Here is a 19,201-nt window from a genome sequence, read left to right as displayed (position 1 = left end):
TTCACGGCCGTACATCCCTCGGTTGACCCGGCCCCGGACTTACATCCAGGACCCGACGCGCGTGCGGGGGCGGGGCTCGTACCGTCACCGCCATGGAACCGATGGTCCAGCTGATGGACGTACGCAAGGAGTACGGCGAGACCGCCGCGCTCGCGGGGGTGACCCTCGACATCCAGGCCGGTCAGGCCGTCGCGGTGATGGGCCCGTCGGGGTCGGGCAAGTCGACCCTCCTCAACATGATCGCCGGCCTGGACCGGCCCACCTCGGGCACCGTGGTGGTGCGCGGCGAGGACATCACGGCGATGGGCGAGGCCGAGCTGGCCCGGTACCGGCGCCGTCGCATCGGCATGGTCTTCCAGTTCTTCAACCTGCTCGACGACCTGCCGGTGCTGGAGAACGTGATGCTGGCGGCCCAGCTGCTCGGCACCTCGCGCAAGCAGGCGCAGAGCCGCGCGCTGGAGCTGCTCGACGAGCTGGGCATCGCCGACCGCCGCAACGCCTACCCGGTGGTGCTGTCGGGCGGGGAGCGGCAGCGGGTCGGCGTCGCCCGCGCGCTGATGAACCGGCCCGCCCTGCTGCTGGCCGACGAGCCGACCGGCGCGCTCGACTCGCGGGCCGGGGAGCAGGTCATGGACCTGCTGCTGGACCTCAACCAGATCGGCCAGACCCTCCTCATCGTCACCCACGACGAGCGGCTCGCCACCCGGGTCGCCGACCGGGTCGTGGCGTTCGAGGACGGCCGCGTGGCCGCCGAGGTGACCCGGTGAGGGCCGTGTGGCAGGCCGCGCGGTTCGCGGTGCGGCGGCGCAGGCTGCAGACGACCATCATCACGCTGGTGCTGCTGGTGTCGACCGGGACGGTCGTGCTCGCGCTGGGCCTGCTCGCCACCGTGGACGGTCCGTACGACAAGGCGTTCGCGCGGCAGCACGGCGCCCATCTGACGGTCTCCTACGACCCCGCGAAGGCGACGGCTGCTCAGGTCGCGGCGTCGGCGTCCCGGCCGGGCGTGACGGCGGCGGGCGGCCCGTTCCGCTCGCAGGTCGTGAACGTCCCCGAGACGCGCGAGGACGGGCCCGAGCTGCTTCCGCCCGGCCCCCTCACGGTCGTCGAGCGGAGCGTCCGCGACGACGACCCGGTCGACCGGCTGGCCCTCCGGAAGGGCCGCTGGGCCACCGCTCCCGGCGAGATCGTGCTGGGCACCGACTACGCGCGGTTCCCGTTCGACCCGATCGGGCGGAAGGTGACCTTCAGCAACGGGCGGAGCTTCACCATCGTCGGAATCGGCAGGTCGATCACCCGGTCCGCGCAGGCGTGGGTGGCGCCCGGGCAGCTGACCGCCCCGGACGGCCTGCAGATGCTCTACCGGCTCGCCGACCCGTCCGCCCCGGCCGGCACGGTCACCGCCGGCCTGCCCGCGACAGCGAGCCAGAGCTACCTCGTCTCCCGCCGCCAGGCCACCGAGGCCGGGACGACCATCATCCCGTTCCTCGTCGCGTTCGGGATCGCCGGGCTGATCGTCTCGGTGCTCATCATCGGCAACGTGATCAGCGGCGCGGTCGTGTCGGGATTCCGGCACATCGGCGTCCTCAAGTCCCTCGGATTCACCCCCGCCCAGGTCACCTGCGTCTATGTGGTGATGACCGCGGTGCCGGGAGTGCTGGGCAGCCTGGCCGGGATCGTGATCGGCAACGTCCTGGCCGGGATGCTCTCCACCACGCTCGGTGATTCGTTCGACCTGCCGACCGCCAGCGGCGTCTCGGCCTGGGTGGACGTCCTGGCCTTCACCGGCGTGCTCGCCGTCGCCGTCGTCACCGCACTGGTGCCGGCCGTCCGGGCGGGCCGGATCCCGACGGCGGTCGCGGTCAGCGCGGGCGCCGCGACGAGCCGGGGCCGGGCCCTGCGGGTGCAGCGGGCGCTGGCCCGGACGCGGCTGCCGCGCCCCGTCAGCCTGGGCCTGGGCCTGCCGTTCGCCCGGCCGGGCCGCACCGCGATGACCGTCACCGCCGTCGCGTTCGGGGTGGCGGCGGTGACGTTCGCCGCCGGCCTCAACCGGTCCCTTACCGCCTACCTCGCCGACTCGGAACTCACCGACACCGTCCAGGTCATCGTCCCCCTCGACGACGGCAAGCCGGTCTCGCTGGCCGGCCGGCCCGGCACCGCCAAGGTCGCCGTCACGCGGTTCGAGCAGGCCCACGTGCCGGGGTTCGACCGGCCGGTGCAGGTGAAGGCCTACGAAGGGGACATCACCGACCGGCACGGCTACCGGATGGTGCACGGCCGCTGGCTCGGCGGGCCGGGCGAGGCCGTCGTGGGCGACCCGTTCCTGAAGAACGGCGGCAAGAAGATCGGTGACACCGTGGTCGTGACCGTGGACGGCAGGAAGGCCGCCCTGCGGATCGTCGGGACGGCGCTCGTGGACGGCGGCGACACCGTCCTCACGGACTGGGCGTCCCTCACCTCGCTCCTCGACCGAGAGAAGCCGGCGGACTCCCCGGAGCCGTCCGGCCCGCGCACCCGCTTGGTGACCTCCCGTCTGGAGGTCACCCTCACCCCCGGCACCTCCCCGGAGGACTACGCCGCCGCGCTCAGGACGGACGGGATTTTCGCCGAGCCCGCCTCCGAGGGCATCGAGGCCGGCCAGGTGATCTTCTTCGGGCTCCTCACCCTGCTGACCCTGGGGCTGACCACGGTCGCCGGGCTCGGGGTGTTCAACACGGTGATCCTCAACACCCAGGACCGGGCGCGCGACTTCGGCGTCCTGAAATCGTTGGGCGCGACCCCGAGGCAGGTCCTGACGGTCGTGCTCGCCTCGATGGCCGTGCTCGGCCTGGTCGGCGGACTCATCGGACTGCCGCTGGGCCTCGCCGCCCACCATGTGGTGATGCCGGCCATGGCCGACATCGGCCGCCTCGTCCTCCCCTACGGACTCATGGAGATCTTCCCCTGGCCGCTGATGCTGCTGTCCGTCCTCGCGGGCGTCGTGATCGCCCTGCTCGGCGCCCTGATCCCGGCGGGCCGGGCGTCCCGGATCAAGACGGCGGCGGTCCTGCACTCGGAGTGACCCCGGCGGGGTACGAAGCCGGATACCGGGGCGGCGATGAGTCGGGCGGCGCCCGCGGGTCTACCTCATGACCGAGAAAAGCAACCCATCGGGAGCAGCCATGGGCCTCATCCATATTGAGATGTTCGCGACCCTCGACCTCGTCGGGCAGGCGCCCGGCGGCCCCGAGGAGGACCCGCTGGGGTTCCCGTTCGGCGGCTGGCAGGCGCCGCTGATGAACGACGTCACCGGGGGCCAGATCCTCGCCGCGTACGAGGGCACGGACGCCCTCCTGCTCGGCCGGCGGACGTACGACATCTTCGCCGCCTACTGGCCGCACCAGGACGGCGAGGGCGACGAGATCGCCAAGCTGTTCAACAGCATTCCGAAGTACGTGGCCTCCCGCGGCAGGCCCGACCTGTCGTGGGAGGGGTCCACCCAGCTCGGCCCGGACCTGGCCGGGGCGGTCCGCGAGATCCGCGACCGGCACGAGCACGTCAAGGTCGTCGGGAGCCTGAACCTCGTGCAGACGCTCCTGCACGAGAAGCTCTTCGACCGCCTCGACCTCTGGATCCACCCGATCGTGCTCGGCGTCGGGAAGAAGGTGTTCGACGGCGGCGAGGTGCCCACGAACGTCACGCTCCTCGAACCGCCGGCGGCCAGCCCGAACGGCACCGTGTACCTGCGCTACGGCCTCGTCGAAGGCACCCCCGAGACGGGCGACATGACCGCATCCGACCAGAACGGCTGAAGCCGCCCGGCGCCTAGGCGCGGTCCGGTGAGCCCGGCAGTCGCAGGACGAACGTCGCGCCTCGGCCCGGTTCGCTGCGCACCGACGCGGATCCGCCGTGCGCCTCGGCCAGCTGCCGCACGATGGCCAGGCCCAGTCCGCTGCCGCCGGTCTGGCGGCTGCGCGACTTCTCGGCCCTCCAGAACCGGTCGAAGACGTGCGGCAGGTGCTCGGGCGCGATGCCCGGCCCGGTGTCGGCGACCTCGATCAGGACGTCGTCGCCGTCGGCGTGCGCGCGCAGGCTCACCCGCCCGCCCGCCGGGGTGTAGCGGACCGCGTTGGCGAGCAGGTTGCCGACCGCCTGCCGCAGCCGCACCGGGTCGGCCTCCAGGTGCGGCCGGCCGGTCACCTCGGCGGTCAGCACCAGCTCGGCGGCCTCGGCCGCGGCCCGGTAGACGGTCGCGATCTGCTCGACCAGGTCGGCCACGTCGACCGGCTCGGGGTGCAGCCGCAGCTTGCCCACGTCGGCGAGCGCGAGCTGCTGGAGGTCGTCGACGATGTGCTGCAGCAGCGTGGCCTCCTCGACCAGCGAGGCGGTCAGCGCCGGGCCCAGGTCGGCCACGCCGTCCTGGGCGGCTTCCAGCCAGCCCCGGATGTTGCTCAGCGGCGTGCGCAGCTCGTGCGACACGTCGCTGACCATCGCCTTGCGCTGCCGCTCCAGGCGGTCCAGGTGCTCGGACATCTCGTTGAACGCGGTGCCCAGCTCGCCGACCTCGCCCTTGGCGCGCACCGCGACCCGCGCCGAGCCGTCGCCGGCCCGCATCCGCCGGGCCGCCGCGGTGACCGCCCGCACCGGCCGCGCCAGCCGGGTGGCGACGAGGACGCTGACCCCGACCGCCAGGACGAGGATCACCGCGGTGACCCCCGCGATGCCGTACGGGTCGATGGCCGGGGCACGGTCGTCCGACGAGCCGATGTAGAGCAGCGCGGCCGGCGCGACGTACGGCTTCAGCTGGGTGCGGCGCGCGGTGGCCAGGCACTCGGCGGCCGACGCCGGGGCGGCCGGCGTGCCGGTCTCGTCCAGCCACACGTCGACCTGGCCTCCGCGGCACCGCCGGACCAGGGCGGCGAGCTGGTCGAGCGCGCGCCTCTCGGTGGCGGTCGGACCGGGTGCGTCCGGCGAGCACGACACGGGCGGCGCCGAGGGCTCCGGCACCGGGGTGGACCGGTCCGCCGGCCGCCCGCCGGGCGCGCTGCTCGGCAGGCCGGGCACGGTGGTCGGCACGCCGGGCGTGGCACCGGGCGTGGCCCCCGGCCGCTGCGACTCCTCCACCGGCCGGGTCGGCGGAGAGGAGGGCTTCGGCGTCGGCGAGAGCGCGCCCGGCGACGTCACGACCGCGTCGACCAGCCGGACCGCTCCGCCACCGGACGACCGTGCAGACTCCGCTCGCGGCGCGGAAAGGACGTATCCGGAGGGTGCACCCGGACGGGTCCCGGCCGGCGGCTCCACGGCGACGACGACCGCCCCGCCAGCGGGCGGTCGCGCGAGCGCCGCTCGCGGCGGGGAAGGGACGTATCCGGGGAGCGCGCCCGGCGGCTCCACGGCGACGACGACCGCCCCGCCGCCGGACGGTCGATCGAGCCCCGCTCGCGGCGGGGAAGGGACGTATCCGGAAGGCGCGCCGACGGGTGCGCCCGGACGGGTCTGGCCCGGTGCCGGGCCGCCCTCGCGGCGGAGGTACGGGCGGCCGCCCGGCCCGACGACGACCGCGGCGCGCTGGCCCTCGCGGCGCAGGCACGCCGCCTGCGCGTCGACCTCCCGGCGCAGCCGCACCCGCTCGGCGTCCGGCAGCCGGAACGGCCCGGCCGCACGCGCGTCGATCCGGTCGGTGGCCGCGCCCGGCCCCAGTGAGACGTCCACGGCGAGCGGGTCGACGACCGCCGAGGGGCGCGCCGGCAGCGGCGGACGGCCGGTCGCCGAGTCCGCGATCCGGGCGCCGCCCTCGGTCGCCAGCGCGACCCGCTGGCCGCTCTGCCGGGCCAGCCCGCGCACGGTCTCCCCGACGCCGTCCCAGCGCGGGTGGCTCGCCGCGTACCCGAGGAGCGCGTCGTTGATCCGGGCGTCGCGGGCGAGCGTCTGACCCCGCCGCTGCCGGATCTCGCCGGACGTGCTGCGCGCCGCCAGCCACGCGGTCGCCACGATCGAGCACACCGCGATCAGCACCGAGCTGGCGACCAGCCGGACGAGCAGGCTATGGCGCACGGTCGCCGACCAGCTTGTACCCGACGCCGTACACGGTGCACAGCCGGACCGGCCGCCGGGGCTCCGGCTCGATCTTCTTGCGCAGGTTCTTCACGTGCACATCGACCGTGCGCTCGGTGATGAAGCGGTCGAAGCCGTGCAGATGCTCCAGGAGCTGCGCCCGGGTGAGGACCCGGCCGGGCCGCGCGGCCAGCGCCTCCAGGATGCGGAACTCGGCGGGCGTGCACTCGACCTCGCGCCCGTCCGCGAGGACCGTGTGCCGTTCGGGATCCACGGTGATGCCGCCGACCCGGTACACCGGCTCGCCGCTCCCCCGCCCGGTCCGCCGCAGCAGCGTGCGCACCCGGGCCATCAGCTCGCGCGGGCTGTACGGCTTGGTGACGTAGTCGTCGGCGCCGAGGTCGAGGCCGCGCAGCAGGTCGTCCTCGGTCGAGCGGGCGGTCAGCATGAGCACCGGGACGTCGGACTCGGCGCGCAGCCCGCGGCACACGTCGAGGCCGTCGACCTCCGGCATCATCACGTCGAGCAGCACGAGGTCGGGGCGGCGCGCGCGGGCCTCGTCGAGCGCTGCCCGCCCGTCGTGGACGACGACCACCGAGTGCCCCTCGCGCTGGAGATAGCGGCGCAGCAGCTCCGCCTGCTTCGTGTCGTCCTCCGCGACCAGGACATTCGCGCACATGGCTCGTGAGCGTAGCCAAACCCCGGCCGGCACCACGGGATCATCACATCGGCCTCACAGGTTCTTCACAGTCCTCGGCCAGCATCTCGCGGCATGCGCCAAGTCAAGATCCACACCGGCACCCTGCTGGCCGCCGGCCTCATTGCCGGGCTGATCGCCGGACTTGCCGGCTGCGGCTCGTCGGACGGCGGCGGATCGGGGGCCCGCCCGTCCGGCACGGGCCGGCCGGTCGCCGCCGAGCCGCAGCGGTCAGGGCGGCAGCGTGCCGAGATAGCGACCGTGCGCGGCCGCCAGATCGCCGTGCACAAGCAGAAGGGCGACGGCGCGGCCTGGAAGACGCTGGCCAGCCCCAACGCGATGGGCGCCACCCGCGTCTTCCTCGTCGAGGCCAAGGACGGCGGCTGGCTAAAAGTGCTGCTGCCGGTCCGGCCCAACGGCAGCACCGGCTGGGTCAAGGCGTCCGACGTCACGCTGTCGTCGACGTCCCACCGCGTGGAGATCGACCCGAGGGCGTTCACGTTCACCGTCTTCGACGGCGACAAGGTGCTGCGCACCGGCAAGGTCGCCACCGGCGAGGGCGGCACCCCGACCCCGGCCGGACGCTACTACTTCACCGAGCTGGTCAAACCGCCGAACCCGGGCGGCGCCTACGGCGCGTACGCCTTCGGGCTGAGCGGCTTCTCGCCGACGCTGAAGACGTTCGCGGGCGGCCCCGGGCAGCTCGCCGTCCACGGCACGAACAAGGCGTCGGCGCTGGGCAGCAGGGTCAGCCACGGCTGCGTGCGGGTCGGCAACGACGACATCACCTGGATGGCCAAGAACCTGGCGATCGGCACGCCTGTCGTCGTCAAGAAATGAAACAACACCGGAAGGAACATCGATGCGCCTGAAGTCACTCGTCGCGGCCGTCGCGCTGGGCGTCGGCCTGGCGGGCACCGGGATGGCCGCCGCCGAGGCCGCCACCGCCACTCCCCGCCCGTCCGCCTCCCCCAGCGCCCCGACCCCGCGCCCCAGCGTTTCGGCCCCGCCCACGCGCCCCGGCGCCACGCTCCCGCCCACGCGCCCCGGCGCCCCGGCGCCCAGCCGGCCGCCGGTCGCCCAGCCCCCCGGCAAGGCCATCCCCAAGATGCCGAACTACACGGGCTGACCGCGACCGCGGGCCCGCACGTCTCTTGTCGTGCGGGCCCGCCGCCGTCCGGTCAGGGGGCGGGGACGCCTCCGATCTCGTTCACCCAGCCCTGGCGCTCGAAGGCCAGGTACTCGCCTCCGGCCGCCTTGCCGGGAAGGGCGGCGCCCTGCTCCTCGTAGTCGAGGAGTTGGGCGCTCGTGCGGTCCACGACGAGCCGCGCGCCGGTGCCCTGGACGGTGATGGCCATGCCGAGCCTGCCCATCCGGTCCTTGATCTGTCCGGTGACGCGGACGGACGGGGTGCGCGCCAGGATCCGGTAGAGGGCCGCCCGGGTGCCGGGGGTGGTGGGGGCCATGAACAGGTCCCAGGCGCTGACGAAAACGTACTCGCCGAAGTCGGCCGGGGCGGTGTAGCCGTGCGCGCCGCCCCGGCGGTCCTGCTGCCACAGCCGGCGCAGGTAGCTCTCCAGGGCGGTGTCGGTCGCCGGCAGCTTCGCGAGCGTCTTCCACTCGATCTCATGGGACCCGATGACGGGGTTCACCAGGTGCGAGCGCTTGCGGTAGGTGACCGTGCTCGGCTTCGAGGCGGTCGTGCCGCCGTTGACGTCCAGCGCCGGCGAGCCCGCCGCCTTCCAGGCGGCCTCGTCCTTCTTCGTGGGGAAGGTGAGCTCGATGTCCAGCGGTCCGTGTGAACGGAACCGCATGCCGGTGCCGGCCTGGGTGCACGCCCAGTCCTCGAAGCTGCTCGCGGTCCGCGCCTGGAAGTTCTGGGACCTGCCCCGGGGCTTGCCCTTGGGCGTCGGTACGTCTGGGCCGGGCTTGAAGGGCATGATGTCCTGCCACATGCGGGTCCGCTTGTACCAGCAGGTCCCGTGGGCGGCGGGCTGCTTGGCGGCCGTCTTCGCGCTGGCCAGCAGGAATGCGCGGGTGTCGATCGCCTCGTCATGGCCGGAGCGGGGGCCGTCGCCGGGGCCGTCCGACGGCATGCCGACGGCCACCGCCGTCGCGGCCGCCGCCACCGCGGTCACGCCGGCGGCGAAGGCCAGCCGCCGGACCGGCCGCCGCGCCGGCACCGCGCGCGGGTTCTCGGCCGAGGCGGCGGCGCGCGCACGGACCTGCGCCACGTCGGGACGCCGCGCGAAGGCGTCGTCGGCGAGTTCGTCGGCCGCCGCGGGCTTCAGGGCGACGATCAGGTTGTCGAGATCGTCCTGCTTCATTGCTTCTCCTGGATGACTCGCGGGCGCGGGGCGCGTCCGTGCGTTCGCGTCGTGCTTTCCTGGGACGCCTCGATCGCCCTGGCCAGCCGGCGGCGTCCCCGGTGCAGCCGGACGATGAAGGCGGTGCGGGAGCAGCCCGCGGCCCGGGCCGCCTCCGCGGGGGCCAGCCCGTGCCAGGCGGTCAGGGTGACCGCTTCGGCCTCCTTGGCGGGAAGGGCGCGCAGCGCGGCCAGCGCCTGGTCGCGGGCGATGAGGTGCTCGGCGACGTCCCAGGCGTGCAGGTCGGCGTCGGTGGTGAGGCCGGCGAGCCGGTCGACCAGTCCGCGCGCCCGGCCCGCCGCGCCGTGCGACTGGCGGACCAGGTTCCTGGCCACGCCGAGCAGCCACGGCAGCGCCTGGTCGGGGATCTCATCGATCTTCCGCCACGCGACGGTGAACACCTCGCCCGTCAGGTCCTCGGCGGCCTGGGGGGAGGCCCGCAGCACGACGTAGCCGAAGACGTTGCGGTAGTACGTCTCGTAGAGGCGGGTGAATCGGGCCTCTTGCTCGTCCACGCCACCTCCTCTCTTCTCGGAACCGGTACGCCGAGAAGTCGGAGAAGGCCGCAGCGGATTACATGACGGGCCGGGAATCCTTCGGCGACCGCACCACGGCGACGGACGCTCAGATGAGTTCCAGGGGGCGGAAGGTGTAGTCGGACGGGATGTCGTCGTGCATCGCCTCGACGGGGCGCTCGGGGGCGGTCTCCTCCAGGAGGGCGGCGCGGCGGACGCGGTCGGTGCGGAACACGCGGCGCTCGCCTCGCATGCGGCACCAGGCCGTCAGGTACCAGCCTTCGCCGGACGCGGTGAACGCGACCGGCTCGACGTCGCGCTCGGTCTCGGTGCCCGCCCGGTCGACGTAGGTGAGGCGGACCACCTGGCGCGTGCGGATGGCCTCCTCAAGGACGCTCGGCACGGACGCCGGGTCGTCGCCGTCGGCGGGGGTCAGGAAGCGGACGCGCTGGGCCAGTTCGCGGGCCGAGGCGCTGTCGGCCGCCGACATAGCGGCGACGATCTTGTGCAGGGCGGTGCGGGCGGCCCGGGAGTACGGGGACCCGCCGGCCCGGGACAGGGTGATCGCGACGGCGACGGCCTCGGCGGGGGTGAAGTTCAGCGGCGGCAGCGTCCGGCTCTTGTCGAGGGTGTAGCCGCCGCCCCGGCCGACGTCCGCGAAGATCGGCACCCCGGCCTGCTGGAGCGCGCCGATGTCGCGCTCGATCGTGCGGACGCTCACCTCGTACCGCGCGGCCAGCTCCCGCGCGCTGACCCGCCGCGGGGCGCACGCGCGCAACTCCTCCACCAGGGCGTACAAGCGGTCGGTGCGGTTCACGCGCCGACCGTACGCCCCGGGTCCGACAATTCCCGGCTACGAGAAGCGCCAGAGGCGAACGCTCCCGTCGGAGCTGCCGGCTCCGGCGGCCAGGAGCCGGCCGTCCGGGCTGAACGCCAGGGCCGTCCCGTCCGACCGCTCCCATTCGAGTGTTGCGAACCCGTCGCCGGTGCGCGTGTCCCACAGCCTGATCGTTCCGTCCTGGGCCGCGCTGGCCAGGGCCCGGCCATCGGGGCTGAACGCCAGTGCCTGGACGGTCCCCTCGTGTCCTTCCAGGTCCCGGATCCGCTTCCCGGCTCGCAGGTCCAGGATCCGGATCGCCCATGTGGCCCGGTCCGGATGCGTCCTGTCCCAGATGTCGGTCGCGGCGGTCCGCCCGTCCGGGGCGAAGGCGAACAGCACGTTGATGGTGCCGGCGACGGCGTTCGCGACGTCCCGGTCCGCCCGCAGGTCGTGGACCTGGACGTCGCCGCCGCCGCTGACGGCGATCCGGTCGCCGGTCGCATCGAACGTCAGCCGGGTGGCATCGTTGCGCGGTGCGAACACGCCGGTGCGGCGACCGGTCGCGGTGTCCCAGAGTTCGACGCCGTTCGCTCCGACGGTGGCCAGGGCCCGGCCGTCCTCGCTCAACGCCTTGGTGAACGCCCTGCCCGCGGGCATCACCGTCCGGAGGCGGGCGCCGGTGGCCGCCTCCCAGAGCCGGATCGGGCCCTTCCCGCGCAGCGTCGCCAGCAGCCGCCCGTCCCCGCTGAGCGCCGTGAGCTGGTCGGCGCCATCGTCGCCCAGCTCGTGCACGGTTCCGCGGCCGGTCGCGACCGTCCACCGCCAGATCTGCTCCGCCGCCGCGCAGACCAGCGTCTTCGAGTCCGGAGTGAAGGCGAGCCGGAACGTCGCGACCGGTCCGCCGGCGAGCACGACCGGCCGAGGGTCCTTCAGCGGCGCGGCGTCCTCTTCCGACCGCCGCCACAGCAGCGCGGGCACGCCGAGGACGGCCGCGACGCCCGCCGCCGCTCCCCCCGCCAGGACGGTGCGGCGCCCCGTCCGGCCGGGCGGCGCCGCCAGCAGCCGGGCCGCCTCGGCGGGCGCCGGCCGCCGGTCCGGTTCCTTGGCCAGGCACGTCACGATCGCGGGACGCAGCTCGGCGGGCACGCCGGTCAGGTCCGGCGGGGCGCTGACGATCCGGTGGACGATCCCCGGCACGTTCTCGGCGTCGAACGGCCCGCGCCCGGTCGCGGCGAAGGCCAGGACGCAGCCCAGGGAGAACACGTCCGACGCCGGGCCCGCCGTGTCCGCGCGGACCTGCTCGGGCGACATGAACGCGTACGTGCCGACGACCGCGCCGGTGGACGTCAGCGCGGTGGCGCCGGCCGCTCGGGCGATGCCGAAGTCGATGATGCGCGGGCCGTCCGGCGACATGATGACATTGCCGGGCTTGAGGTCCCGGTGCACCAGCCCGCTCGCGTGGATCGCCGCCAGCCCCTCGGCCAGCGCGGCACCGAGCGCGCGGACGGCGGGGACGTCCAGCGGCGCCGCCTCGCGCAGGGACGGGCCGGGGACGTAGGCGGTCGCCATCCACGGTTCGGCCGCCTCCGGATCGGCGTCCACCACCTGCGCGGTGTAGAAACCGCCCACCTTCCGGGCCGCCTCGACCTCACGCGCGAACCGAACCCGGAAACGGGCATCCTGCGCGTACTCGGCGCGGATCACCTTGACCGCGACCCGGCGGCCACCGGGGGTGGCGCCGAGGAACACCTCCCCCATGCCGCCCGCACCGAGCCTGCCCTCCAGCCGGTACGGGCCGATCCGGCGGGGGTCGCCGTCGCGCAGGGGGTCCATCAGCGCAGCCTCCACAGGTTCACGGCTGCCTCTCCGCGGCGATCGCTGCCGCCGGCCACCGTCCGGCCGTCCGGGGAGAGCGCGAGTCCCGTGATCCGCCCGCCGGTCCCGGCCAGGGTGGCGGTCACCCGCCGCGTCGCCAGGTCCCACAGCCGGGCCGTGAGGTCGGTGCCGGCGGCGGCCAGCACCCCGCCGTCCGCGCTGACGGCGACCTGGGCGACGTCCCCGGTGAGGCCGGAGTCGAGGACGCCCGTGACGCGGACGCGAGCGGCGTCCCACAGCCGGATCGTGCCCCCGCCCCCTGCGGTGACCAGGGTCCGGCCGTCCGGGGTCAGGGCCAGCGAACTGGTCTTCTTCCCCCGATCGGCGACGTGGGCGATCGGGCTGCGGGTGCGGACGTCCCACACCCGCACGGAACCCGGTTCGGCGCGGCCTTGGAAGCCGTTCATCCCGGCCATGACCCGGCGGCCGTCCCGGCTGAACACCACGGCGTTCACACCGTCGGCACCTGGGAGGTCGCCGAGGACGCGTCCGGTCGCGGCGTCCCACAGCCGGTCCGGCCCGGCGAGGATCCCGCCGTCCGGACTGAACGCGAGAGCGTTGGCGCGGGTGCCCTCGGCGCGGAGCGTCCGCAGTGGGCGGGGCGGCCGCGTGTCCGCCGATCCGACGTCCCAGAGGCGGACGGTGGCGTTCGTATGGCCAACGGCCAGTACTTTTCCGTCCGGGCTGAACGCCAGGGCGTCCACTCCGGTGGGAGCACGCAGCTCGTGGATGACGTGGCCTGCGGCAAACTCCCACAGGTACAGGGTCTCCCCCCGCGTCCCGCCGCAGACCAGAATGCGGCCGTCCGGGCCGAACGCCAATGCCTCGATCGGCTGCCCGTCCCTGGTGAGCGTCGTGGTGGGCGGCCGCATGGCGTCGCCGGGCGGTGCGGACGGCGCTGCCCGAGACCGCCCGCCGCCCCGGGCGAGCAGGAATGCCGACACCCCGACGGCGGCCGCCGCCGCGCCGGCCAGCACCGTCCGGCGCGGCGTCCCGATGGCGGGCCGGACCTGATCCGCCACCCGCGTGAACAGCATCGTGCGGCGCTCCACCGTGCGGTCGGCGTCCCGGGCCGCCGGGCGTGCGGCGGCCGGCGGGACGGCGTCCGGGTCGGCGAGGTGGGCGAGGATCCGATCGGTGCCCGGACGGCCGGCCGGGTCCTTGGCCAGGCAGGCCGTCACGAGCGGGCGCAGCGACTCCGCCAGCCCGTCCAGCCCGGGCGGCTCGTTGAGGACGCGGTGCACGATGGCCGGGATCGTCGCGGCGTCGAACGGGCTGCGCCCCGTCGCGGCGAAGGCGAGAACGCAGCCCAGCGCGAACACGTCGGTGGGCGGCCCGGACGGCTCGCCCCGCACCTGCTCGGGCGACATGTAGGCGTAGGTGCCGAGGACGGCGCCGTCGGCGGTGAGCGATCTCGCGTCGGCGGCTCGGGCGATGCCGAAGTCGATGATGCGCGGGCCGTCCGGCGACATGATGACATTGCCGGGCTTGAGGTCCCGGTGCACCAGCCCGCTCGCGTGGATCGCCGCCAGGCCCTCGGCCAGCGCGGCACCGAGCCCGGCCACCTCGGCGGCGGGCAGCGGGCCGACGTCCCGCAGGGAAGGGCCGGGAATGTAGGCGGTCGCCATCCACGGCTCAGGCGCCCCCGGATCGGCGTCCACCACCTGCGCGGTGTAGAAGCCGCCCACCTTCCGGGCCGCCTCGATCTCACGCGCGAACCGCGCGCGGAACTCCGGCCGGTCCAGATGCTCGGCGCGGACGATCTTCACCGCGACCCGCCGGCCGCCCGCCGACACGCCGAGGAACACCTCGCCCATCCCGCCGGAGCCGAGCCGCCCCTCCAGCCGGTACGGGCCGATCCGGCGCGGGTCGCCGTCGCGCAGCGCGTCCACAGAGCGCTCCCGTACTCATCCGGTTGTGATCTTGGGAACGATATCGCCGTCCCTGTGATCGTCCCTCCCGGTACGGCGGTCCTCGCGCTCCTAGAGGGTGCGGAGGAAGGCGATCAGGGCCTCGTTGACCTCGGCGGGGCGCTCCTGCTGCGTCCAGTGGCCGCATCCGGACAGCCAGACGGTCTCGCGCAGGTTCGGCACGAAGTCGCGCATCGAGTCGACGGCGTCGCGGGCGCCGACGGCGACGAGGTCGCGGTCGCCCGCGATGTAGAGGGCGGGCGGGCCGATGGGGGCGCGGTGCCAGGCGGAGGTGAGCTCCCAGTTGCGGTCGAGGTTGCGGTACCAGTTGACGGGGCCGGTGAAGCCGCTCTCCGCGTACTCCTCGACGTAGGCGGCGATGTCGTCCTCGGTCAGCCAGGCGGGCAGCTTCTCCGGGTCGGGGAGGCCGTCGAGGAAGCCGCCGCCCTCCGGAGCGATCAGCGGCGGGCACGGGCCGTCGCCGGACACCCCGTACAGCATCCGCCGGAACGTGGCGGCCCGGTCGCGGTCGAGCTCGGCCTCCGGGACGTCCGGCTGCTGGAAGTGGACCATGTAGAAGCCGTCGCCGAACATCCGGCGCATGGACTCCACGGGCGGCCTGCTGCTGCGCGGCCGGTGCGGCACCGAGAGGCCGACCACGCCGCGCACCTTGTCGGAGCGCATCTGCGCGACGGCCCAGGCGACGGGGGCGCCCCAGTCGTGGCCGACGACGACGGCGCGGTCCGCGCCGAGCCGGTCGACGAGCCCGACCGCGTCCCCGGCCAGGTGCAGGATCGAGTACTGGTCGGCTTCCGCGGGGCCGCCCGTCCGGCCGTAGCCGCGCTGGTCGGGCGCGACGGCGTGGAACCCGGCCTCGGCGAGCGCGGTGAGCTGGTGCCGCCACGAGTACCAGCACTCGGGGAAGCCGTGCAGGAGGAGCACGAGCGGCCCTTCGCCCGCCTCGGCGACGTGCATGCGCAGGCCGCTCTCCGACCGGACGTAGCGGTGCGTGATCTCGTGCATTCATACCCCTCACGGCATGGGCGGCCCGTGCGGGCCCAACGGTAGCCCCCCGGACCGGGGCCCCGGACTCGGGTGAGGAAACGGCGGGGAAACGGCTGAATCCGGCGGCCCCATACCGTCCGGCGGTGGATTGTGTGCGCGGGCCACATGGGAGCGCGGGGCCGCGCTCCATAGGTTCTGCGCATGACGAGCGTGACACCGCGGCCTGCCGCGGGGACTTCGGGGACGCTGGATCTGGCGGGCAGGCGCGCCCTGGTCACCGGCGGCGCGAGCGGGATCGGGCGCGCCTGCGCCCGGCGGCTCGCGGCGGCGGGGGCCGAGGTGGTGGTGGCCGACATAGACGGGGCCGCGGCGGAGCGGACGGCGGCCGAGTTCGACGGCGTCCCGCTCCTGGCCGACCTGGCCGACGTGGACGCGCTCGACGGGCTGGCCGCCGGTGTGGACATCCTGGTCAACAACGCCGGGATCCAGCATGTGGCGCCCGTCCAGGACTTCCCGCCGGAGACCTTCGCGCGGATCCTGCGGCTGATGGTGGAGGCGCCGTTCCGGCTGGTGCGGGACGCGCTGCCCGGCATGTACGAGCGCGGCTGGGGCCGCATCGTCAACATCTCGTCCGTGCACGGCCTGCGGGCCTCGCCGTACAAGTCGGCCTACGTGACGGCGAAGCACGGCCTTGAGGGGCTGTCCAAGGTGATCGCGCTGGAGGGCGCCCCGCACGGCGTGACGTCCAACTGCGTCAACCCCGCCTACGTCCGGACCCCGCTGGTGGAGAACCAGATCGCCGACCAGGCGCGCACGCACGGCCTGCCGGAGGACGAGGTCGTCGAGCGGATCATGCTCGACCACGCCGCCGTGAAGCGGCTGATCGAGCCCGACGAGGTGGCCGAACTCGTCGCCTATCTGTGCTCGCCGCCCGCCTCGATGGTGACCGGCACGTCCCTGGCACTCGACGGCGGCTGGACGGCGCACTGAGAATGGGCCGTATGACCTGCGGCGTCTTCCTCGAACTGCTGGCCCGGGAGGCCTCCCCCGTCGAGTTCGAGGGTCCCCTCGTCCAAGCGCGGGCGGAGGGCGCGCCCCCCGCCGTCCTGGAGGAGCTGGAGGCGGCCAAGCTGGCCGCGCTGCGGGTCCGGATGATCATGCGGCGGCACGCCCGGCGGGAGACCGAGCTGGCCGCGCTGTTCGAGACCGCGGGCGACCTCGCCGGGCTGCGCGACCTCGACTCGGTGCTCGAGGCGATCACCCGCCGGGCGCGGCGGCTGCTGAGCGCCGACATCGCCTACCTGACGCTGAACGACGACGAGCGCGGCGACACCTACATGCGGGTGACCGACGGGGCGGTGTCGGCGGCGTTCCGGCAGCTGAGGCTGCCGATGGGCACCGGGCTCGTCGGCCTGGTCGCGCAGACCGCGATGCCCTACAACAGCGCCCACTACCTCGGGGACGCGCAGTTCGAGCACCGCGGGTTCATCGACGACGCGGTCGCGGAGGAGGGCCTGGTCGCGATCCTCGGCGTGCCGATGCGGCTGGGCAGCCGGGTCATCGGGGTGCTGACGGCCGCGAACCGCAGCGAGCGCCCGTTCGACCAGGAGGAGGTGGCGCTGCTCGGCTCGCTCGCCGCGCACGCCGCCATCGCCATCGACAACGCGCGCCTCCTGGAGGAGACCCGCACCGCCCTGGCCGAGCTGAGCACCGCCAACGAGGAGGTCAAGGCGCGCAGCGCGGCCGTGGAGCGGGCGGCGCGCGCGCACGACCGGATGACCGCCGTCGTGGTCCGGGGCGGCGGCGTGGAAGACGTCGGCGCCGTCGTGACCGAGCTGCTGGGCGGCACCCTCCACGTCCTGGACGCCGACGGCCGCCGGCTCGCGACGACCGGCGCCGCTTCGGAGCCCCTCACCGACGACGAGCTGGACGGGGTCTCCGCCTCGGCGCACTCCGCACGCGCGCAGGGCCGGACGGTCCGGCGCGGCGACCTGTGGATCGCCTCGGTCTCCACCGGCGACGAGATGCTCGGCACGCTGGTCCTGCGCACCGCCGAAGAGGTGGACGACGCCGACCAGCGGATCCTGGAGCGCGCGGCCCTCGTCACCGCCCTGCTGCTGCTGTTCCAGCGGAGCGCCACCGAGGCCGAGGGGCGGGTGCGCGGCGAGCTGCTGGACGACCTGCTGTCCGGCCGCCGGACCGGCGCCGAGGCGCTGACGGCCCGGGCGCGGCGCGTCGGCGTCGACCTGAGCGCCCCGCACGTGCTGCTGTGCGCCAAGTACGACTCCCGCGAGCACCGTCCCCGCGCCGCCTTCTGGGCCTCGTCCTTCGCGGCCGTCGAGCACGGCCTGGCCGCCTCGCGCGCGGAGGAGATCGTCCTGCTGCTGCCGGGCGACCGGCCGGGCGACGCCGCGCGCCGCGTGGCCAAAGAGCTCGGCGCCTCCCTCGGCGGGCCCGCGACGGTCGGCGCGGCCGGCCCGGTCCGCGACCCGGGCGGGGTCGCCTCCGCCCACCGGGAGGCGCAGCGCTGCGCCGACGCGCTGCTGGCCCTCGGGCGCCGCGGCGACGGCGCCGGCGCGTCCGAGCTGGGCTTCGTCGGCCTGCTCATCGGGGACGACCGCGACGTGACCGGCTTCCTCGGGAGCGCGCTCGGGCCCGTACTCGACTACGACGAGCGGCGCGGCACGGCCCTCGTCCAGACCCTGGAGGCCTACTTCGGGACGGGCGGCAGCCTGTCGCGGACGGCCGAGCGCATGCACATCCACGTCAACACCGTGAGCCAGCGCCTCGACCGCATCGCCCGCCTCCTCGGCGACGACTGGCAGACCCCCGAGCGGGCCCTCGAACTCCAGCTCGCCCTGCGCCTGCACCGCCTCTCCCGCTGAACCGCCTCACCCGCTGAACCGCCTCACCTGCTGGAAGGCCCGCATGCCGAAGCGGCGCGCCGCCCCCTCGGGGACGGCGCGCCGCGCGCTCGGGTCGGGTGTCAGACGGAGGCTTCGACCTTGGTGTCGCTGTTCTCGGGCTCGGGACGGGCCCGGGACGTGCGGGCCGCGAGCAGGTCGCGGGCGGTGCCCCAGACGCCGCGGCGGAACAGCAGGACCACCACGATGAAGATCGCGCCGGTGATGATCCCGGTCTCCTCGAACCCGGCGGTGGCCAGGTAGTCGTTCAGCTCCACGATCAGCGCGGCGCCGATGGCGCCGCCCCACAGGGTGCCGATGCCGCCGAGGACGACCATCATCACGGCCTGGCCCGAGGTCGTCCAGTAGACGCCCTGGAGGGACGCGAAGCCGTGCCCGACGGTGAACAGCCCGCCCGCGAGGCCCGACAGGGCCGCCGACAGGACGAACGCCAGCAGCTTGTAGCGGTCGATGCTGTAGCCGAGCGCCCGCGCCCTGTTCGGGTTGTCGCGGATGGACATCAGGACCCGGCCGAAGGGCGACCGGACGATGCGCCAGGCGGCGAACAGCCCGGCCAGGACGAACGGCAGCGCCGCGTAGTAGAAGAAGAACGGGTCGGACAGGTCCAGCCCGAACAGCTCCCTGGGGATGCCCTGGAGGCCGTTCTCGCCGCCGGTCGCCTCCCTCCACTGGTTGGCGATGAAGTACACCATCTGCGCGAAGGCCAGCGTGACCATCGCGAAGTAGATGCCGCGCAGCCGCACCGACAGGAAGCCGATCGGGACCGCGAGCGCCGCCGCGAAGGCGGCGCCGCCCAGCACGGCCACGGGGAACGGCAGCCCGGAGTGCAGCGCGATCAGGCCGGTGGCGTACGCCGAGCCGCCCCAGAACGCCGCGTGCCCGAACGACAGGAGCCCGGTGAAGCCGAGCAGCAGGTCGACGGCGGCCGCGAACAGCGCCCAGCAGACGATGTCGAGGGCGACCGGCGGATAGATGAACCAGGGCAGGACGAGCGCCGCGACCAGACCCGCGGCCAGCAGGACCGGCCGTCCGGCCAGTTTGGAGAGGATCACAGGA

16 protein-coding genes are annotated in these 19,201 nt (G+C 74.6%); 7 read left to right on the top strand and 9 right to left on the bottom strand.

Annotation, left to right across the window (positions count from 1 at the left end):
• Nucleotides 1-92: 92 nt before the first annotated feature.
• The 3 genes from K4S16_RS28975 to K4S16_RS28965 all read left to right on the top strand — a co-directional run bounded on the left by K4S16_RS28975 (nt 93) and on the right by K4S16_RS28965 (nt 3,791).
• Nucleotides 93-767, top strand: a complete 675-nt coding sequence (locus K4S16_RS28975; RefSeq protein ID WP_149262215.1) for an ABC transporter ATP-binding protein — start codon at nt 93-95, stop codon at nt 765-767.
• Nucleotides 764-3,061 (top strand): FtsX-like permease family protein, encoded by a 2,298-nt coding sequence (locus tag K4S16_RS28970; protein ID WP_149262214.1) that lies wholly within the window; start codon nt 764-766, stop codon nt 3,059-3,061. Before K4S16_RS28975 ends, K4S16_RS28970 begins: the two co-directional genes overlap by 4 nt.
• A 100-nt stretch (nt 3,062-3,161) precedes the next feature.
• Nucleotides 3,162-3,791, top strand: coding sequence for a dihydrofolate reductase family protein (locus tag K4S16_RS28965; protein ID WP_149262213.1), 630 nt, complete (start codon nt 3,162-3,164; stop codon nt 3,789-3,791).
• Nucleotides 3,792-3,804: 13 nt separating this feature from the next.
• Here K4S16_RS28965 and K4S16_RS28960 read toward each other — a convergent pair whose 3' ends face one another.
• Nucleotides 3,805-6,033, bottom strand: a complete 2,229-nt coding sequence (locus K4S16_RS28960) for a cell wall metabolism sensor histidine kinase WalK (RefSeq protein ID WP_235037133.1) — start codon at nt 6,031-6,033, stop codon at nt 3,805-3,807.
• Complete coding sequence (locus K4S16_RS28955; RefSeq protein WP_149262212.1) at nt 6,023-6,712, bottom strand: response regulator transcription factor; 690 nt, start codon at nt 6,710-6,712, stop codon at nt 6,023-6,025. The genes K4S16_RS28960 and K4S16_RS28955 overlap by 11 nt, the downstream gene beginning before the upstream one ends.
• 93 nt (nt 6,713-6,805) lie before the next feature.
• On the opposite strand from K4S16_RS28955, the gene K4S16_RS28950 reads away from it, so the two are divergent.
• Complete coding sequence (locus K4S16_RS28950; RefSeq protein WP_149262211.1) at nt 6,806-7,570, top strand: L,D-transpeptidase; 765 nt, start codon at nt 6,806-6,808, stop codon at nt 7,568-7,570.
• A 22-nt stretch (nt 7,571-7,592) separates the two neighbouring features.
• Nucleotides 7,593-7,859, top strand: a complete 267-nt coding sequence (locus tag K4S16_RS28945; RefSeq protein ID WP_149262210.1) for a hypothetical protein — start codon at nt 7,593-7,595, stop codon at nt 7,857-7,859.
• 52 nt (nt 7,860-7,911) lie between these two features.
• Here K4S16_RS28945 and K4S16_RS28940 read toward each other — a convergent pair whose 3' ends face one another.
• From K4S16_RS28940 to K4S16_RS28915, 6 genes are all read right to left on the bottom strand, one after another.
• Nucleotides 7,912-9,057 carry a hypothetical protein gene (locus K4S16_RS28940; protein WP_149262209.1) on the bottom strand — a complete coding sequence of 382 codons (1,146 nt, stop codon included), beginning with the start codon at nt 9,055-9,057 and terminating at the stop codon, nt 7,912-7,914.
• On the bottom strand, nt 9,054-9,611 hold the full coding sequence (locus K4S16_RS28935; RefSeq protein WP_160161066.1) for an RNA polymerase sigma factor: 558 nt from the start codon (nt 9,609-9,611) through the stop codon (nt 9,054-9,056). The genes K4S16_RS28940 and K4S16_RS28935 overlap by 4 nt, the downstream gene beginning before the upstream one ends.
• A gap of 109 nt (nt 9,612-9,720) precedes the next feature.
• Entirely contained in the window at nt 9,721-10,428 is a 708-nt protein-coding gene (locus K4S16_RS28930) for a YafY family protein (protein WP_149262207.1), read from the bottom strand.
• A gap of 36 nt (nt 10,429-10,464) precedes the next feature.
• A complete protein-coding gene (locus tag K4S16_RS28925) occupies nt 10,465-12,264 on the bottom strand; it encodes a WD40 repeat domain-containing serine/threonine protein kinase (protein WP_149262206.1) in 1,800 nt (599 codons plus the stop codon).
• Complete coding sequence (locus tag K4S16_RS28920) at nt 12,264-14,198, bottom strand: WD40 repeat domain-containing serine/threonine protein kinase (RefSeq protein ID WP_149262205.1); 1,935 nt, start codon at nt 14,196-14,198, stop codon at nt 12,264-12,266. The genes K4S16_RS28925 and K4S16_RS28920 overlap by 1 nt, the downstream gene beginning before the upstream one ends.
• Before the next feature lie 90 nt (nt 14,199-14,288).
• Nucleotides 14,289-15,239, bottom strand: coding sequence for an alpha/beta fold hydrolase (locus K4S16_RS28915; RefSeq protein ID WP_149262204.1), 951 nt, complete (start codon nt 15,237-15,239; stop codon nt 14,289-14,291).
• A gap of 183 nt (nt 15,240-15,422) precedes the next feature.
• Between K4S16_RS28915 and K4S16_RS28910 the strand changes: the two genes are divergently transcribed.
• The gene (locus tag K4S16_RS28910) at nt 15,423-16,211 is read left to right on the top strand and encodes a 3-hydroxybutyrate dehydrogenase (RefSeq protein ID WP_149262203.1); all 789 of its coding nucleotides are present in this window, start codon (nt 15,423-15,425) and stop codon (nt 16,209-16,211) included.
• Between the two features lie 11 nt (nt 16,212-16,222).
• Nucleotides 16,223-18,106, top strand: a complete 1,884-nt coding sequence (locus K4S16_RS28905) for a helix-turn-helix domain-containing protein (RefSeq protein WP_235037132.1) — start codon at nt 16,223-16,225, stop codon at nt 18,104-18,106.
• Between the two features lie 101 nt (nt 18,107-18,207).
• On the opposite strand, the gene K4S16_RS28900 is transcribed toward K4S16_RS28905, so the two are convergent.
• Nucleotides 18,208-19,197: a branched-chain amino acid ABC transporter permease gene (locus tag K4S16_RS28900; protein ID WP_149262201.1), complete on the bottom strand. Its 990-nt coding sequence runs from the start codon at nt 19,195-19,197 to the stop codon at nt 18,208-18,210.
• Nucleotides 19,198-19,201 lie beyond the last annotated feature (4 nt).

The organism is Actinomadura sp. K4S16 (assembly GCF_008327685.1).
In the GTDB taxonomy this organism is placed as follows: Bacteria; Actinomycetota; Actinomycetes; order Streptosporangiales; family Streptosporangiaceae; genus Spirillospora.
This window is presented reverse-complemented; position numbering and strand designations above follow the sequence as displayed.

Excerpts from the sequence above, each read along its gene's own strand:
- K4S16_RS28975 (WP_149262215.1), top strand. The coding sequence starts at position 93 with ATGGAACCGATGGTCCAGCTGATGGACGTACGCAAGGAGTACGGCGAG.
- K4S16_RS28965 (WP_149262213.1), top strand. The coding sequence starts at position 3,162 with ATGGGCCTCATCCATATTGAGATGTTCGCGACCCTCGACCTCGTCGGG.
- K4S16_RS28955 (WP_149262212.1), bottom strand. The coding sequence starts at position 6,712 with ATGTGCGCGAATGTCCTGGTCGCGGAGGACGACACGAAGCAGGCGGAG.
- K4S16_RS28950 (WP_149262211.1), top strand. The coding sequence starts at position 6,806 with ATGCGCCAAGTCAAGATCCACACCGGCACCCTGCTGGCCGCCGGCCTC.
- K4S16_RS28945 (WP_149262210.1), top strand. The coding sequence starts at position 7,593 with ATGCGCCTGAAGTCACTCGTCGCGGCCGTCGCGCTGGGCGTCGGCCTG.
- K4S16_RS28940 (WP_149262209.1), bottom strand. The coding sequence starts at position 9,057 with ATGAAGCAGGACGATCTCGACAACCTGATCGTCGCCCTGAAGCCCGCG.
- K4S16_RS28925 (WP_149262206.1), bottom strand. The coding sequence starts at position 12,264 with ATGGACCCCCTGCGCGACGGCGACCCCCGCCGGATCGGCCCGTACCGG.
- K4S16_RS28915 (WP_149262204.1), bottom strand. The coding sequence starts at position 15,239 with ATGCACGAGATCACGCACCGCTACGTCCGGTCGGAGAGCGGCCTGCGC.
- K4S16_RS28910 (WP_149262203.1), top strand. The coding sequence starts at position 15,423 with ATGACGAGCGTGACACCGCGGCCTGCCGCGGGGACTTCGGGGACGCTG.
- K4S16_RS28905 (WP_235037132.1), top strand. The coding sequence starts at position 16,223 with ATGACCTGCGGCGTCTTCCTCGAACTGCTGGCCCGGGAGGCCTCCCCC.